Annotated in this window: 13 protein-coding genes; 11 read left to right on the top strand and 2 right to left on the bottom strand. The window is 38.3% G+C overall.

Going from position 1 to position 14,214, the window contains the following annotated elements; genetic code table 11:
• Positions 1-143: 143 nt before the first annotated feature.
• Together WKH56_RS21175 and WKH56_RS21170 are read left to right on the top strand one after the other, a co-directional pair.
• A complete protein-coding gene (locus WKH56_RS21175) occupies positions 144-1,061 on the top strand; it encodes a DMT family transporter (RefSeq protein ID WP_221832654.1) in 918 nt (305 codons plus the stop codon).
• A gap of 294 nt (positions 1,062-1,355) precedes the next feature.
• Entirely contained in the window at positions 1,356-2,687 is a 1,332-nt protein-coding gene (locus WKH56_RS21170) for a polysaccharide biosynthesis protein (RefSeq protein ID WP_013057669.1), read from the top strand.
• Between the two features lie 35 nt (positions 2,688-2,722).
• On the opposite strand, the gene WKH56_RS21165 is transcribed toward WKH56_RS21170, so the two are convergent.
• The gene (locus WKH56_RS21165) at positions 2,723-4,513 is read right to left on the bottom strand and encodes a transglycosylase domain-containing protein (RefSeq protein ID WP_310883920.1); all 1,791 of its coding nucleotides are present in this window, start codon (positions 4,511-4,513) and stop codon (positions 2,723-2,725) included.
• Between the two features lie 822 nt (positions 4,514-5,335).
• Here WKH56_RS21165 and WKH56_RS21160 point away from each other — a divergent pair.
• The 6 genes from WKH56_RS21160 to WKH56_RS21135 all read left to right on the top strand — a co-directional run bounded on the left by WKH56_RS21160 (position 5,336) and on the right by WKH56_RS21135 (position 10,951).
• Positions 5,336-5,938 carry an alpha/beta hydrolase gene (locus WKH56_RS21160; protein WP_310883919.1) on the top strand — a complete coding sequence of 201 codons (603 nt, stop codon included), beginning with the start codon at positions 5,336-5,338 and terminating at the stop codon, positions 5,936-5,938.
• A 290-nt stretch (positions 5,939-6,228) separates the two neighbouring features.
• Positions 6,229-6,939 (top strand): polysaccharide deacetylase family protein, encoded by a 711-nt coding sequence (locus WKH56_RS21155; RefSeq protein ID WP_034270087.1) that lies wholly within the window; start codon positions 6,229-6,231, stop codon positions 6,937-6,939.
• A 15-nt stretch (positions 6,940-6,954) separates the two neighbouring features.
• Positions 6,955-7,548 carry a DedA family protein gene (locus WKH56_RS21150; protein WP_028412811.1) on the top strand — a complete coding sequence of 198 codons (594 nt, stop codon included), beginning with the start codon at positions 6,955-6,957 and terminating at the stop codon, positions 7,546-7,548.
• Positions 7,545-8,678, top strand: a complete 1,134-nt coding sequence (locus WKH56_RS21145; protein ID WP_310883918.1) for an MGDG synthase family glycosyltransferase — start codon at positions 7,545-7,547, stop codon at positions 8,676-8,678. Before WKH56_RS21150 ends, WKH56_RS21145 begins: the two co-directional genes overlap by 4 nt.
• A gap of 92 nt (positions 8,679-8,770) precedes the next feature.
• Entirely contained in the window at positions 8,771-9,520 is a 750-nt protein-coding gene (nfsA, locus tag WKH56_RS21140; RefSeq protein ID WP_028412813.1) for an oxygen-insensitive NADPH nitroreductase, read from the top strand.
• Positions 9,521-9,949: 429 nt separating this feature from the next.
• On the top strand, positions 9,950-10,951 hold the full coding sequence (locus WKH56_RS21135; RefSeq protein WP_342836643.1) for a 3D domain-containing protein: 1,002 nt from the start codon (positions 9,950-9,952) through the stop codon (positions 10,949-10,951).
• An 80-nt stretch (positions 10,952-11,031) separates the two neighbouring features.
• Here WKH56_RS21135 and WKH56_RS21130 read toward each other — a convergent pair whose 3' ends face one another.
• Positions 11,032-12,174 carry a C40 family peptidase gene (locus WKH56_RS21130; RefSeq protein WP_310883916.1) on the bottom strand — a complete coding sequence of 381 codons (1,143 nt, stop codon included), beginning with the start codon at positions 12,172-12,174 and terminating at the stop codon, positions 11,032-11,034.
• A 194-nt stretch (positions 12,175-12,368) separates the two neighbouring features.
• Here WKH56_RS21130 and WKH56_RS21125 point away from each other — a divergent pair, with 194 nt between their 5' ends.
• The 3 genes from WKH56_RS21125 to WKH56_RS21115 all read left to right on the top strand — a co-directional run bounded on the left by WKH56_RS21125 (position 12,369) and on the right by WKH56_RS21115 (position 14,214).
• Positions 12,369-13,418, top strand: coding sequence for an anthranilate phosphoribosyltransferase (locus tag WKH56_RS21125; RefSeq protein ID WP_154992080.1), 1,050 nt, complete (start codon positions 12,369-12,371; stop codon positions 13,416-13,418).
• A 152-nt stretch (positions 13,419-13,570) separates the two neighbouring features.
• The gene (locus tag WKH56_RS21120; protein WP_013057659.1) at positions 13,571-13,873 is read left to right on the top strand and encodes an urease subunit gamma; all 303 of its coding nucleotides are present in this window, start codon (positions 13,571-13,573) and stop codon (positions 13,871-13,873) included.
• Positions 13,874-13,887: 14 nt separating this feature from the next.
• Positions 13,888-14,214, top strand: coding sequence for an urease subunit beta (locus WKH56_RS21115; protein WP_028412817.1), 327 nt, complete (start codon positions 13,888-13,890; stop codon positions 14,212-14,214).

Raw genomic sequence — 14,214 nt, 5'->3', positions numbered from 1 at the left:
ACTCCTTTAATTTGTACCCGTACAGTTAGGTAAAAGAATGATTTATTTTACTAGTTGTCCTGCGCTATCCTTTTAATTATATCAGAACTTTTTTTAGAAAAATGGTACAGTTCTGAAAAATAAAAAGACAGGGGTAGGGTAAGATGCAAAAAGAAACGAGAGAGAAAATCGGCTTATTGTTAGGGGTAGTAGGCGTTATCTGTTTTAGCTTAACCCTTCCTTCTACAAGCATTGCAGTCGAGTATTTCGGAACGACAGTCGCCGGTTTAGGAAGAACAGCTATAGCTGCTATCTTAGTAGCTGTGATATTGATTGTACGAAAAGAAAAATTTCCTTCTCTTCGCCAATTTAAAAGTCTGCTGATCGTTGCTTTAGGCGCAGTTTTAGGGTTTCCTCTGCTCACTTCCTGGGCAATGAAATCATTGCCTGTTTCTCACGGAGCGGTTGAACTCGCTCTTTTACCATTAGCCACAGCCGGTTTTGCGATGTTTAGAGGAGGGGAACGTCCTTCTTTCAAATTCTGGATATCAAGCATGATTGGTTCTGCGGCTGTTATCGTGTATGCTCTTCACCTCGGATTTGGTCAACTGCAGTTTGCCGATGCCGCTTTACTAGCAGCGGTGCTGATACTTGGACTGAGCTACGCAGAAGGAGGGGTGTTGGCAAGAGAATTAGGCAGCTGGCAGGTAATTGCTTGGGCCATTATCATCGGTGCGCCATTTTTTATGATTCCAGTGGGACTAAGCATTACAGCTGAGATGCTTCATGCGCCTTTAAAAGCATGGGTTAGTTTGATTTATCTATCAGTTGTGAGTCAATTTTTAGCATACGTTGCTTGGTACAGCGGGATGGCTATGGGGGGAATAGCGAGAGTTAGCCAGGTTCAATATTTGCAGCCATTTTTAATGATTCTGTTTGCAGCTCTATTTCTAGGCGAATCAATTACACTTTTTACTCTTGCTATAGCAATAATTGTTGTCTTTTCGGTTGTGCTAGGCAAAAACGCCTCGGTATCAAAAAAAGAAGTGCATCCCCAGAAAATGATGAATAAAGACGCTTAACTAATATGTAAATTTGTTACATTAAAACAGCATGCTCTATTTCCGTTAGCAATCGGCAGGTTCATTCAGTCTCCTGTTTTTCTATGTAAGTTTCAAGAGCCAAAGTATAAGAAATGAATGAATTTCCTATGTAAAAAAGGTATATAACGGTTTTTTTTCACATAGGTTGAACATTATACAAGAACTTGTACACCGAAAAAATACAATTAGACAAATAATTCGTATTGGGCTTGTCATATACATAGAGAGAAGAGGTAGTGATGAAAAAGGACGGGAGATAGAGGAGATAACGAGATGAACACTTTTTTGAAAGGAACGTTTATTCTAGCAGGTGCTGCCTTTGCAGGAGAGTTAATTGAATTTCTTGTAAATATGGTACTTGCTAGAGAATTAGGAAGGGAAGGCATGGGCATGTACATGACTGTTCTTCCTATCATTTTTCTTATTGCCACCGTAGCCAACTTAGAACTGCCTATTTCTATTTCTAAATTTCTTGCTGAACATCATCGCAAAGAACATCAGCATATGATGAAGCATGCCACCATTTTTGCGACTGCTGTGAGCTTGGGGATCTTTTTTATTACACTGGCCGTATTAGCAGCCTTTCCATTTTTCAGTCACTATCATCCTTACTTGAAATGGGTTGTACTATGTTTCATTCCGGTTGTTTCATTTTCAGCGGTGCTTCGTGGATATTTTACGGGTAAAAATAATATGACGACCATCGCTGTGTCTAATTTTATTCGCAAAGCCTTTCAGCTAACTATTTTATTTGTTGTTTTTCAAATGTTCGCTTTCACAGATGTTAAAATGTCTCTGTTTATTGCGATTTGTACACTGATTGGAACCGAAGCTGTTATTTTGCTTTATTTTTTTATCACGTATGTTACTCAGTTAAGTGTTTTATCAAGAGGGCACAGGCCTCTGCTTTCTCCAAGTGAGATTCGGAAAAAGCTGTTAGGCGTCTCACTTCCGACCACGGGACTGCGTTTATTTAATGCGGTATGTAATGCTATTCAGCCGTTTTTAATCAAACACGCGCTCGTTTTATCGGGCATGACGTTAACCGGGGCAACGCAGCATTTTGGTATGCTAACAGGGGTAGCGATGTCGATCGGCTTTTTTCCGGCTTTCTTTGCTCACTCTCTTTTAGTAGCACTCATACCTGCTGTATCTGAAGCTCATGCGAAAAATCAGGAAGAACAGCTTCAAAGACTTTTGACTCAAAGTATGCAAATGACATTTTTATATGGGATTCCGTCTATAGTGGCGATGTATTTCTTTGCTGAGCCGCTTACTAACTTGTTTTTTCATTCTACAGAAGCCGTGTACTATCTAAAGGCTTTATGGCCGTATTTTCTTTTTCACTTCTTTGCCGTCCCGCTTCAAGCTTATTTAATTGGACTCGGCTATGTAAAAGATGCTTTTTATCATACGATTTGGTCTCATATTGTCTCTTTTTCCCTGATGTTTTTCTTAGGATCACAAACAAATATTGGCATGCAGGGAATTATTATCGGGATGAACTGTGGCGTGGTTGTTTTGACCGTTCTGCATTATGTAACGATTTGCAAAGTCATTAACGTTTCCTTTTTTTCACTTAAGCATAAAACGCATTTATCTTAAAAAAACCTCCAACAGTGAAGTTGGAGGTTTTTTGGTTACCAGTTATTCATAATTGAGCTAAACAGTGTAGCAGGGTCTTGTCCGCCGCCGCCTGATAAGTATTTCGTTGTTTGCGTAGAATTAGCATTATCAAAGCCAGCGTGGATAGAAACGACTGCATCATCGGTATACCCGACAAACCAAGCATCTTTGACGTCGTTGGTTGTACCGGTTTTACCTGCAGCATCTCGTGAAGAACGAGCGTTAACACCTGTTCCATAGCTTTTTTCAATTACGTCTTGCAGCATGGATGTCATTGTATCCGCATTTTCTTCACTCATTACTCGCTCTGTCTGAATGTCTGGCTTTTTCACTTCACCGTCGCGCATCTCAATTTTTCGAATTGCGTACGGCTTAGTCATGACGCCTTTGTTAGCGAAGGTTGTATATCCTTGTGCTAACTGAAGGGGAGAGAACGTTGTCGTCGTTCCTCCAAGAGCAAGTCCTAATTTTGACTTATCGTCATCTTCAAGAGGAAGTCCAGCTTTTTCCATGAATTTTACGCTTGTATCAATACCAATTTGTTTTAAAAGCCAAACAGCTGGAACGTTAAGTGAACGAGTAAGTGCTTCACGCATTGTCACATGCTTTTGATATTCACCTTCTGCGTTTTTAGGGCTATATCCACCGCCAAAGTCTTGTCGTTCGTCACTTAAGAGTGAAGTTGGTGTATAATCTCCAGTTTCTAGTGCTGGACCGTATACGGCTAAAGGCTTAATAGCTGAACCAAGCTGATAGCCGCTTGTAGCACGGTTTAAGCCGTTTCGCTCATAGCTGCGTCCTCCATACATCGCTGAAATCCCGCCTGTTTTAGGGTTGACAGCTGAAATCCCAACCTCTACTTTACTGTTGATGGCATCATCTCGGAACGTATGATTTGCTACAGAGTTATTAATCGATTCCTGTAAATTAGGATCTAAATCTGTATAGATGGCATAACCACCCTTATAAAGGTCATCAGCAGATACGCCATATTGTTGAGCAGCTTCTTTAATTACATAATCAATAAATGCTTGATTTGAGTTCGGTTTTTTAACCGGAATACTAGGCTCGACTACGCGTTCGTTTAACGCTTGCTGATACTGAGTATCGCTAATGACGTTTTGGTCATGCATCAGTTTCAATACAACGTTTCGTCGGGCTGTTGCTTTTTCTGTACTATTGCTTGGTGAATACGTACTCGGCGCTTTTGGGAGTCCTGCTAAAAGCGCAGCTTCGCCTACGGTTAAATCTGATACAGGCTTATTAAAATAAATCTGAGAAGCTGCACCAATACCGTATACACCACTTCCGAAATAAATTTGATTTAAATATAATTCCAAAATTTGATCTTTTGTAAATTGTCTTTCTAAGCCTAGTGATAGAAACATTTCATCTACTTTACGTTTAATGGTCTTATCACTAGATAAGTAAAGATTTCTTGCTAACTGCTGTGTAATGGTACTTGCGCCTTCAGCTTTACTCATTGTTACAATGTTCTTAAAAAGGGCGCGGCCAATACCTTGTAAATCAATCCCAAAATGCTTGTAAAAGCGACGGTCTTCCGTTGCAACAAACGCCATTTTTACATAATCGGGAATTTCATTGCTCGAAACATTTTGACGGGGAACGGTTTTATACAATTCGTCAATCTTACGGTCATTTTTGTCATAGACTACCGTACTTTGAACCGACTGCAGTTTCGAGTAAGATAAATCAGCCGTTTGCTGAAATTGCTTTAATACATAGGTAACTCCTAGCATTACAATTAAAACAACGACTAAAAAGGCTAAAATAAATTTCCTCATGTTGGTTCACTCCACTAAGTAATAATTCCATGTTCACACATAGCTACATTCTTCGTCTTTACAAGGTCGTTATGTAAAGAATGCTGAAGTTTGTTGACCCATTCAATCTTTTAACAAAGAGATGGGTGATAAAGTATTAACGTTTAAAAGCTGACGCGCTAAGTTTAATAAAGGCTATTATTCAAGTGCAGGTAAGTTTTTAGGGTATAAGATGATTGACATAAATAGCTCTTTACGCAGTTATTTTTTGCTTACTCGCAGATGCTTCGTTTTTTTATTAAACTGAAACAAAGTGAAATACAATCATCTGAACTTAGTTTACCCATAAATTTGTGTTTGTCAAATAAAGTCGTATAAAGCACCATTCGGGGCTTTGTTCCCCTTTATGAAAAACCAAGGGGGTATTTTACGTTCTGTTTCTCATAGAAAAAAGTTGTTATAACACGTATAAGAAATACGATTTAGTACGCTCGGGTATAAATGCTGATATCTGTTGAAAGTAACGAAATAAAGAAAAAATTAACTAATTTATCAGACTAGGGCACTTTTTATACGAAGGAGGACGGGCGAGTTTTAATTATTATCCACCTTTTGACGGGAGCACTTAGATAAAAGTGGAATATTTCTTTACCCGCTGTAAGTCAAACGAATTAAATACCTAGCTGCATATGAGCAATGGCCATATGAAGTTATTCAGTATTATGTGATACTGCCAGCAAAACATACAGGTATTTCTTTGACAGTAGTTCCTTTACAAATGCTTCGAAAGTTCTTATAATAAAATTATCTTTAATTCGAGATATTTAAAAGGAGTGGATATACGTGAAACATATTTTTAAAAAAGGAACGGACGAGACGAAACCGACTTTATTGCTGTTGCATGGTACAGGAGGTACAGAACAAGATCTGCTCCCTGTTGCAGATATGATTGATTCCTCTTGCTCCGTATTATCTATAAGAGGAAATGTACTAGAAAACGGAATGCCCCGTTTCTTTAGACGTTTACAAGAAGGAATATTTGATATAGAAGATTTAATTGAACGTACAAAAGAACTTCATCAATTTTTAGATGAAGCGGCTGAAACATATTCATTCGACCGACACAACATCGTAGCTGTAGGCTACTCAAATGGTGCCAATATTGCAGGAAGTTTGCTGTTTCATTATGAGAATTCTTTAAAAGGGGCGGCTCTTCTTCATCCGATGGTTCCAAGAAGAGGAATTGAAGTGCCTAAGACCGACGCCTCTATCTTTATCGGCGCAGGTACAAACGATCCTATTTGCCCAGCATCAGAAACGGAAGAACTTTCTGCTCTTTTAGAAAAAGCCGGAGCGGACGTACAGGTCCATTGGGAATCATTTGGACATCAGTTAACACGAACAGAAATTGAAGCAGCTGAAAAATGGTATCGGTCAAAATTTTAATTTCAAAACTTTCCGCACTCGTGCGGGAAGTTTTTTTATTTTCAAAAAACAAGGACAGTTATCATACAAAAGATAGATATAAATGGTAAAAAGTACTTTTTTTACTGAATGAAGGGAAATTTTATGATATCATTTTATTTCCGGTATATCCTTGCAGAACAGCTATTTTTAGGTAAAGTATCAAATTATTTTAAAATTCCTGGCTTCTATCACAAAAAAATGAAACCAAAGTCTGAGTAAACCGTTATAATAAATGCAGGATTTAAATTCAAAAGGATGGTTAAAAGCATATGACTCGTTTTTTTATTGTTTTACTTTTCGTTCTAATGGTTATATGTGTATATACCATTATTTCGCAAACCCTTTACCGTCGCTATCATTCATCAGTCATAATAAAAGGGGCAAAAAAGCATAAAATAGCTATAACATTTGACGATGGGCCTCATCCTGTTTATACGCCAAAAATTTTGGACTTGTTCAAACTGCATGAAATGAAAGCTACTTTTTTTATTGTGGGAGAACTAGGGGAAAAACACCCGTCTATTTTAAACAGGATGATTGATGAAGGACATGAAGTAGCTATACATCATCATCGTCACGTGAGTGCATGGACGCAAACACCTTGGCAATTAAAAAGACAAATTCATCAATGTGCACAGGTTATAGAGAAAGTAACAAATCAAAAGCCGCTTTTTTATCGTCCGCCGTGGGGACATTTAAATATGAGCAGTTTATTAATGGCCAAGCCATATCACCTCGTGATCTGGACAGGAATCTTTCAGGATTGGACACTAAAAACAACGAAAACGGCATTAGTTCAAAAACTAATGCGTAAAGTAGAAGATGGAGCCATTTTTGTTTTACACGATAATGGAGATACCCCGGGAGCAGATGAAAAAGCACCTGAAATGACGATTGCGGCGTTAGAAGAATTTTTACCTTACTTAAAACAGCAAGGGTATGAAAGTATAACCATGCAGCAATTGATGAATCAATCGTAAATAGAGGAGCGAGCAGTGGACTTAACAATTATTTCTCAGTATATACATTCCTATGGTTATATTGTTATTTTACTTGTACTTTTTTGTGGGATTGTTGGAATTCCAGCGCCTGAAGAATCATTTTTAATATTATTAGGCATGTTTATTGCCAAACATCAGCTGAACTTATACGAATCATCTCTTTTTGCTTTTTTAGGTGTTATAACTGGAATGCTTACTGCTTACGGGCTAGGAAGGTATGCGGGAACCCCATTTTTTGATAAATACGGAAAATACGTAGGGTTAACCAAAGAGAAAATTGAAGCGGCAAGCGGCAGCTACCATAAATATGGGATATGGACCATTTTATTTGGTTTATATATTCCAGGCTTACGTCAAATTAGCCCATATATGGCAGGAATAAGTCGCTATCCGTTTTTGCTTTATTTGCTGTTATCGGTGGTAGGCAGTCTAGTATGGGTCCTTTCTTTTCTCGTTCTAGGTTACTATGTAGGAGACCGGATTCATATTTCGTATATCATTATGGGAGCTGTAGCTTTTTTTGTTATTTATTTACTTATAAAAAGAAAAAGAAACCGAAAACGTCTTGAGAGGAGGGATGGTCAATGAGGAAGGTTCTGTTCTTGCCGCTTTTTCAGATGCCATCTGGTCATCACCAAGTAGCAGACGCCGTTATGGATGCCATCATGGAACGTTTTTCTCACGTTATTTGTCAAAAAATTGATTGTTTAAGCTATTGGAGCAAACCGCTTGAACAAATGATTTCATCGATATACATGAAATGGATTTCTGTTTTTCCAAAGCAGTTTGAAAAATTTTATTACGGGCATGTATACAAAAAAAACGACCATACGATGGATGATTTTGTCGTGAAAAAGTGGCCGATTATCGAATATCATATGAAGAAATTAATTGATGCAGAGCAGCCCGACGTCATTGTTTGCACACACAGCTTTCCTTCCTGTGTATTAAGCGGCTTAAAAGAAAAAGGAATCATTGATCTTCCTATTATAAACGTATACACCGACTTCTTAGTAAGCGACGTATGGGGTAAAAATGGAATCGAGCTTCACTGCGTGCCTGATCAGGATACGAAAGCATTTCTACAAAACGTTCACGGTGTAAAAGAGTCTTCTATTTATGTAACGGGCATTCCCGTTCATAAAGTGTTTTTAAAAAGACGGATTGACCATCTCATGCCACAGAAGCATATCCTGATTGCCGGCGGAAATTCGGGCCTTGGGAATGTACGCAAAATGCTTCAGCAGCTTCCGCAAAACTGTACGTATATGTATTATGTGCTGTGTGGAAAAAATAAAAAGTTGTATCAAGAACTAGTGAAACTAAACCACCCGAAAGTTAAAGCGGTCCCGTATGTAAAATCAAGAGAGAAAATGAATGATTTATATGAAGGAGCAGATGCCATTGTCACAAAAGCAGGAGGCGTTACAATTAGCGAAGCCCTTCATAAGAGACTACCTATTTTTATTCATTCATCTCTTCCCGGTCAAGAACAAATTAACATTGAATATCTAAAAGAAAAAGAGCTGCTGATACCGCTTAATGATGCTGAAGACTTTGAACAGCAGCTTAAGAACATTTTAGAAAATGATGTGAAACGAAACCGGTTGATAAAACGAATGGACGAATATGTAGACAGCTTAGAAGTAAAAGTAGATCGCGTGCTTGCAGATCACTTTAAGCTGTATCGATATGAGACAAGTCAAAATCAATTTTAAGCAGAACATTGGTTATTTCTTTTTACATTCGATAAACTAACTGTAGATATAACATCTGTAGAAGGTTAAATGAAGTAAAAGGAGATTATAATATGAACTCAGTTATTGAAACGATTTTAAATCATCGTTCTATTCGCAAATATGAAGACAAACCATTGTCGGAAGAGCAAATTCAGACGATTGTAGAAAGCGCACAGGCAGCTTCCACATCAAGCTATATTCAAGCGTACTCCATTATTGGAGTAAAAGATAAAGAAACGAAGCGAAAGCTTGCCCAATTAGCAGGAAATCAGCCTTACGTAGAAACAAATGGACACTTCTTTGTATTTTGCGCTGACTTTCATCGTCATGATGTCATTGCAGAAATGGAGAAAAAAGATTTATCGACAGCGCTCGAAAGCACAGAGCAGTTCATGGTAGCTATTATTGACGTTGCCCTTGCTGCGCAAAATGCAACGCTTGCTGCTGAATCAATGGGACTTGGAGCTTGTTATATTGGCGGTTTGCGTAACGAATTAGAAGAAGTAAGTAAATTGTTAAAACTGCCTCATCATGTAATCCCGTTATTTGGTCTAACGGTTGGACATCCAGCGGGTATGACGGATAAAAAGCCGCGCTTACCATTTAAACATGTGTATCATGAAGAAACATATGAGCCAAACCATGAGCAGACGAAAAAAGAATTAACGACGTATAACGAAGAAATTTCTGCTTATTACAACGAACGAACAAATGGCAAACGCCAAGACACATGGACTGGTCAAATGGCTGAAATGCTTTCCAATCCTAAGCGTATGTATATGAAAGAATTTGTTGAAAAACAAGGATTTAATAAGAAATAAAAAGGCTGGGACACAAGTAGTTTAGCCGAATTGAAAAGCGAACCGCTCATCAGAATCTTTGATGAGCGGTTCGCTTTTTTTGTTATGGTGAACATAGGTTTCATTTATGTAGTTCCTTCTAGCAGTTGACTGGATTCATTTCCAACCTCTTTTTTGTTACGAAAAAAACTTAATATACCCGTTAAAGGGTCAATAAAAAAGAAGAGGCATAGCCAGCAATGATAGAGAAATTTAACTATTTTGGTTAAAACAACAATAAAAAGCAGTAAAAAGTAGAAACGTTTCATCATATAGCCAAATTATCAGAAATATTACGTTTAAACGTTCCTTTTTGTTAAGTTTTGTAATAAAAGTAGCATGGCTCTGTAACGGCTGTGAAATGTGAGGATGATATCATTCAATCATTGAGTAAATAAGGAGGTATTCGTAATGAAAAAATTTATATTTACTCTAGGAACAACAGCAATCCTTTCAGCGGGATTTGTAGGTGCAGCTTCTGCTTCTACAAGCGGAACGTATCATGTAGAAAAAGGTGATACGTTATGGAAAGTCGCTCAAAAGCACAGCGTGAGCGTAGACGAGCTAAAAGATGCAAATAACTTAACATCTAATATTATTTATCCAAATCAAGAATTAAACGTAGCTACTATAAAAGAAATGACGCACAAAGTTCAGCAAGGAAATACATTATGGTCCATCAGTCAGCAATACGGCGTGACGGTAGATCAAATTAAAGAATGGAACGGACTGAAGTCAGATTTAATTTATCCTGGCGAACAACTAAAAATTCAGTCTCCAAACGGCCAAGCTCAGCAATCAAGCCCTTCAGTAGCCCAAGCTGCTCCAGAAACTCAGCAAGCTCAAGCGCCGGCTGAACAAACTCAAGAAGAACAGCAGCAAGCTCAAGCTGAACAAGCTCAAAAAGAGCAGCAGCAAGCTCAAGCTGAACAAGCTCAAAAACAACAGCAGCAAGCTCAAGCTGAACAAGCTCAAAAAGAGCAGCAGCAAGCTCAAGCTGAACAAGCTCAAAAAGAACAACAGCAAGCTCAAGCTGAACAAGCTCAAAAAGAGCAGCAGCAAGCTCAAGCTGAACAAGCTCAAAAACAACAACAACCTGCTGAATCGTCACAACAAGCCAGCGGCAAATCAATGACAGTTGAAGCAACTGCCTATACGGCTAATTGTGCTGGATGTAGCGGTACAACTGCTACGGGAGTGGATTTAAAAGCAAATCCAAACCAAAAAGTAATCGCTGTTGATCCTAGTGTTATTCCGTTAGGTTCGAAAGTTTATGTAGAAGGCTATGGTGAAGCTGTAGCTGCCGATACAGGTGGAGCAATTAAAGGCAATCGAATCGATGTATTCGTTCCTTCTGAAGGTGATGCTCAACAGTTCGGAAGAAAATCTGTTAAAATCACGGTTATGAACTAAGAAGTTCTTTATAAAATTGCTAGTCTAGTATAGAAATACATAGCTAGTAAAACAAAAGAGGTGCCTTATGGCACCTCTTTTTACTTTATAATACGCTTTGCGCCCGCATAGCTGTTTTTCCAGTACGCTGTTGAAAGTGATTGCGTTTTAACGCCTTTGCTGCTGACATAAATGAATTCTTGTTTGTCTAGGTAAATTCCTACGACTGAAACGGATTTGCCGTTTTTAAAGAAAACTAAATCTCCAGCCTGCAGGCTGTTTTGCTTTACGTCCGTGCCGCTTTTATACTGATCTGCTACTGTACGGGAGATAGAAATATTCGAGCCCGCGTTTTTATATACATACTGTGTGTACCCCGATACATCAAAACCTTTTGGTGTTGTGCCTCCATATTTATATGGCTTTCCAATCAGCGTTTTGGCATACGATACGATTTGCTGCTGTTTTGTACTAACAGATGTTTGGGGTGCTGGAGCCGGCGCAGGTGTGCTTGTACTTTTCACTTTCAGCACTTGTCCAACTTTTAGCGCATCTGTTTTTAAATTGTTTAATTTTTTCAATTCAGCTACCGTCATGCCGTACTTTTTAGCGACTGCTGTCAGCGTGTCTCCCTTTTTCACCGTGTAGGTGCCATTGTTATCAGCCGGTGTAGATGGAGCTGTTGGTGAAGGTTGAATATCTTCATCAAGCAAATAACTCATATTTGCGCTAAACGTTACTTTTCGCTTCGTTTTATAGCTCTTCGCTTTTTGCTGAAATTGCGTATTGTATGCGTTGATTTCTTTTTCAAAATTTGCAGAGATCTTATTAAATTCCGCGTCACTTACATCTCCATACGCATAGTCTTCAAGATCTACAATGTAATTGTAAAGAGCAATTAAACTATCATATAAATACCCTTGAAGCTGATTAGCTTCTGAATTAAGATGATTCATCGCGTAATTTTTATCGGTCTTTGTTAGAAACTGGTCAATTTGATCTGCAAGCTGATCATATGCGGCTAACGCTTTTTCGTCATCTTTTATTCCTTCAATTTCTTTTAGCTTTTTTTCTACGGTTTTATAAAATGGTGCGTAATAATCTGCTAGCGAATTAACGTCTTTTTGATAAACGCTGACAGAAGAAGCAGCATAAGCAGAGTGACTAAAAACAGGCGTTGTCACCGATGCTCCTACTAAAACGGATGCCGCTATAAATGGTACAAGTAGTTTCTCTTTTTTCATTTGTAAAGTCCCCCAAATATCCAAATAATAGTATAGCAGATAGATTATACTATATTAGGTTATAAAAGAACTAGTACTTTTCCTTTAATTTCATATTTTTTAGCAGTTTGCGTACCTGATAGAAGATAATCTAAGGAACAAAGGAAATATGTGATACAATGTACAAATATTCAGTTAAAAAGGAAGTGTACGATATGCAACAATTTATAAAAGAAATAGCGCGCGGAAAAAGAGGGTCAACTGACTTAACGTATGAACAAGCAAAAGAAGCAGCTCGCTTAATCGCTTCTGGACAAGCTACGGATGCTCAGGTCGCTGCTTTTTTTATTGCGGAACGCATTAAAACCGAAAATGCAGATGAACTATTGGGATTCGTTCATGCTTTTCGTGAAAAAACAAAAGAGATACCGCTGTCTCAGCCGTTAAAAGATAAATCAATTGATTTTGCAAGCCCTTATGCAGGGAGAAATTCATTTTTTGCGACCATTCCTGTATCGATTTTATTAGCTGAAAGAGGTGTGCCAGCTTTTTTACACTGTACAGAAGCGCTTCCTCCAAAGTTTGGAACAACGATTGAAGATGTACTTCATTCATTACAGATCCCTCAAGCTCAAACGATTGAAGACATCGGTCATACGTTAGAAACATTAAAAATTGGCTTTGTAAATGCTGAAACAATCTCTTATCCTCTTAGTCGCATCAAACAAATTCGTCATGAAATTGGCGTAAGAACACTAATTAATACGGTTGAAAAACTATTAAATTTATCAAATGCTTCTTCTTTAATGATGGGCGCTTTTCACCGCACGGCCATTAACAAAATTGTGCCCATTTTTGCTTCGCTCCCGTTTAAACATGTATACGTGGTGCAAGGTATAGAAGGATCTGAAGATGTACCTGTACATAGAAGCAGCTTTGTTTTTACTATCTCAGAAGGAGAGATGGAGTCGTTTATTGTCAATCCAAAAGAATACGGACTGTTTGTGGAAGAAGAACACTTTGAAAAGAAAATAAGTGTTGAAAAACAAGCGGCATATGTGACGCGCATTTTGGAGGGTGAATCTTCTTCCGAACTGACTTATGTCTATAATCAAGTAGTATTAAACGCCGGCTTGCGCTATTATTTATTTGGCTATGAAACTTCTATTGAAAAAGGAGTAGACTATGCAAAACGTCAGCTAGCTGAAGGTCTGGGTTGGAAACACCTGCAGAAATGGAAAACACAAGTGATTTCAGAAGAGTAAAAGGTGAGCAAATATGCTCATCTTTTTTTATCGAAAGATATAAATCCTTTGTTTTTTATCAGAAAATTTAATATAATTAGTTGTGTGTTTGTGTTAGAAAATATCACATTTGATGTTAATAAGAAAATAGATTAGCAGAAAGGAAGCTTTCATTGAAACTTACGTCGAGAGAACAAGAAAAATTAATGATTGTCGTAGCTGCAGACTTAGCAAGACGCCGTCAGACAAGAGGATTAAAACTTAACTATCCCGAGGCAGTAGCGATCATTACATATGAAATTATGGAAGGAGCTCGCGATGGCAAGACGGTAGCACAGCTAATGCGAGAAGGTACCAAGATTTTAAAACGAGAAGATGTAATGGAAGGTATTCCGGAAATGATTCATGATATTCAAGTAGAAGCTACCTTTCCAGACGGAACCAAGCTCGTCACTGTTCACGATCCAATTCGTTAAGAGGAGGGAAAAATATGATTCCAGGGGAATACGTCTTAAAAAAAGAACCGATCACATGTAATAACAGAAAGCAATCGATTAGCGTGACTGTAATCAATAGAGGCGACCGCCCCGTTCAAGTAGGTTCACATTTTCATTTTTTTGAAGTGAATGCCGCGCTCGAATTCCCCCGCGAAGCTGCGCTTGGCTATCATTTAAATATTCCAGCCGGTACAGCCGTTCGCTTTGAGCCAGGTGATGCAAAAGAAGTAGAGCTGGTTGCTTTCTCCGGAACAAGAGAAATTTACGGTCTGAACAATAAAACAAACAGATCGCTTTCTGATAGAAAGGAAGATGCATAA

This window comes from Priestia sp. SB1, assembly GCF_038898415.1.
Note: the sequence above shows the minus strand (reverse complement) of the source record. Positions and strands in the feature narration are given on the sequence as shown.

Coding starts and splice junctions, on each gene's coding strand:
- WKH56_RS21175 (WP_221832654.1), top strand. CDS start 144: ATGCAAAAAGAAACGAGAGAGAAAATCGGCTTATTGTTAGGGGTAGTA.
- WKH56_RS21170 (WP_013057669.1), top strand. CDS start 1,356: ATGAACACTTTTTTGAAAGGAACGTTTATTCTAGCAGGTGCTGCCTTT.
- WKH56_RS21165 (WP_310883920.1), bottom strand. CDS start 4,513: ATGAGGAAATTTATTTTAGCCTTTTTAGTCGTTGTTTTAATTGTAATG.
- WKH56_RS21155 (WP_034270087.1), top strand. CDS start 6,229: ATGACTCGTTTTTTTATTGTTTTACTTTTCGTTCTAATGGTTATATGT.
- WKH56_RS21145 (WP_310883918.1), top strand. CDS start 7,545: ATGAGGAAGGTTCTGTTCTTGCCGCTTTTTCAGATGCCATCTGGTCAT.
- nfsA (WP_028412813.1), top strand. CDS start 8,771: ATGAACTCAGTTATTGAAACGATTTTAAATCATCGTTCTATTCGCAAA.
- WKH56_RS21135 (WP_342836643.1), top strand. CDS start 9,950: ATGAAAAAATTTATATTTACTCTAGGAACAACAGCAATCCTTTCAGCG.
- WKH56_RS21130 (WP_310883916.1), bottom strand. CDS start 12,174: ATGAAAAAAGAGAAACTACTTGTACCATTTATAGCGGCATCCGTTTTA.
- WKH56_RS21125 (WP_154992080.1), top strand. CDS start 12,369: ATGCAACAATTTATAAAAGAAATAGCGCGCGGAAAAAGAGGGTCAACT.
- WKH56_RS21115 (WP_028412817.1), top strand. CDS start 13,888: ATGATTCCAGGGGAATACGTCTTAAAAAAAGAACCGATCACATGTAAT.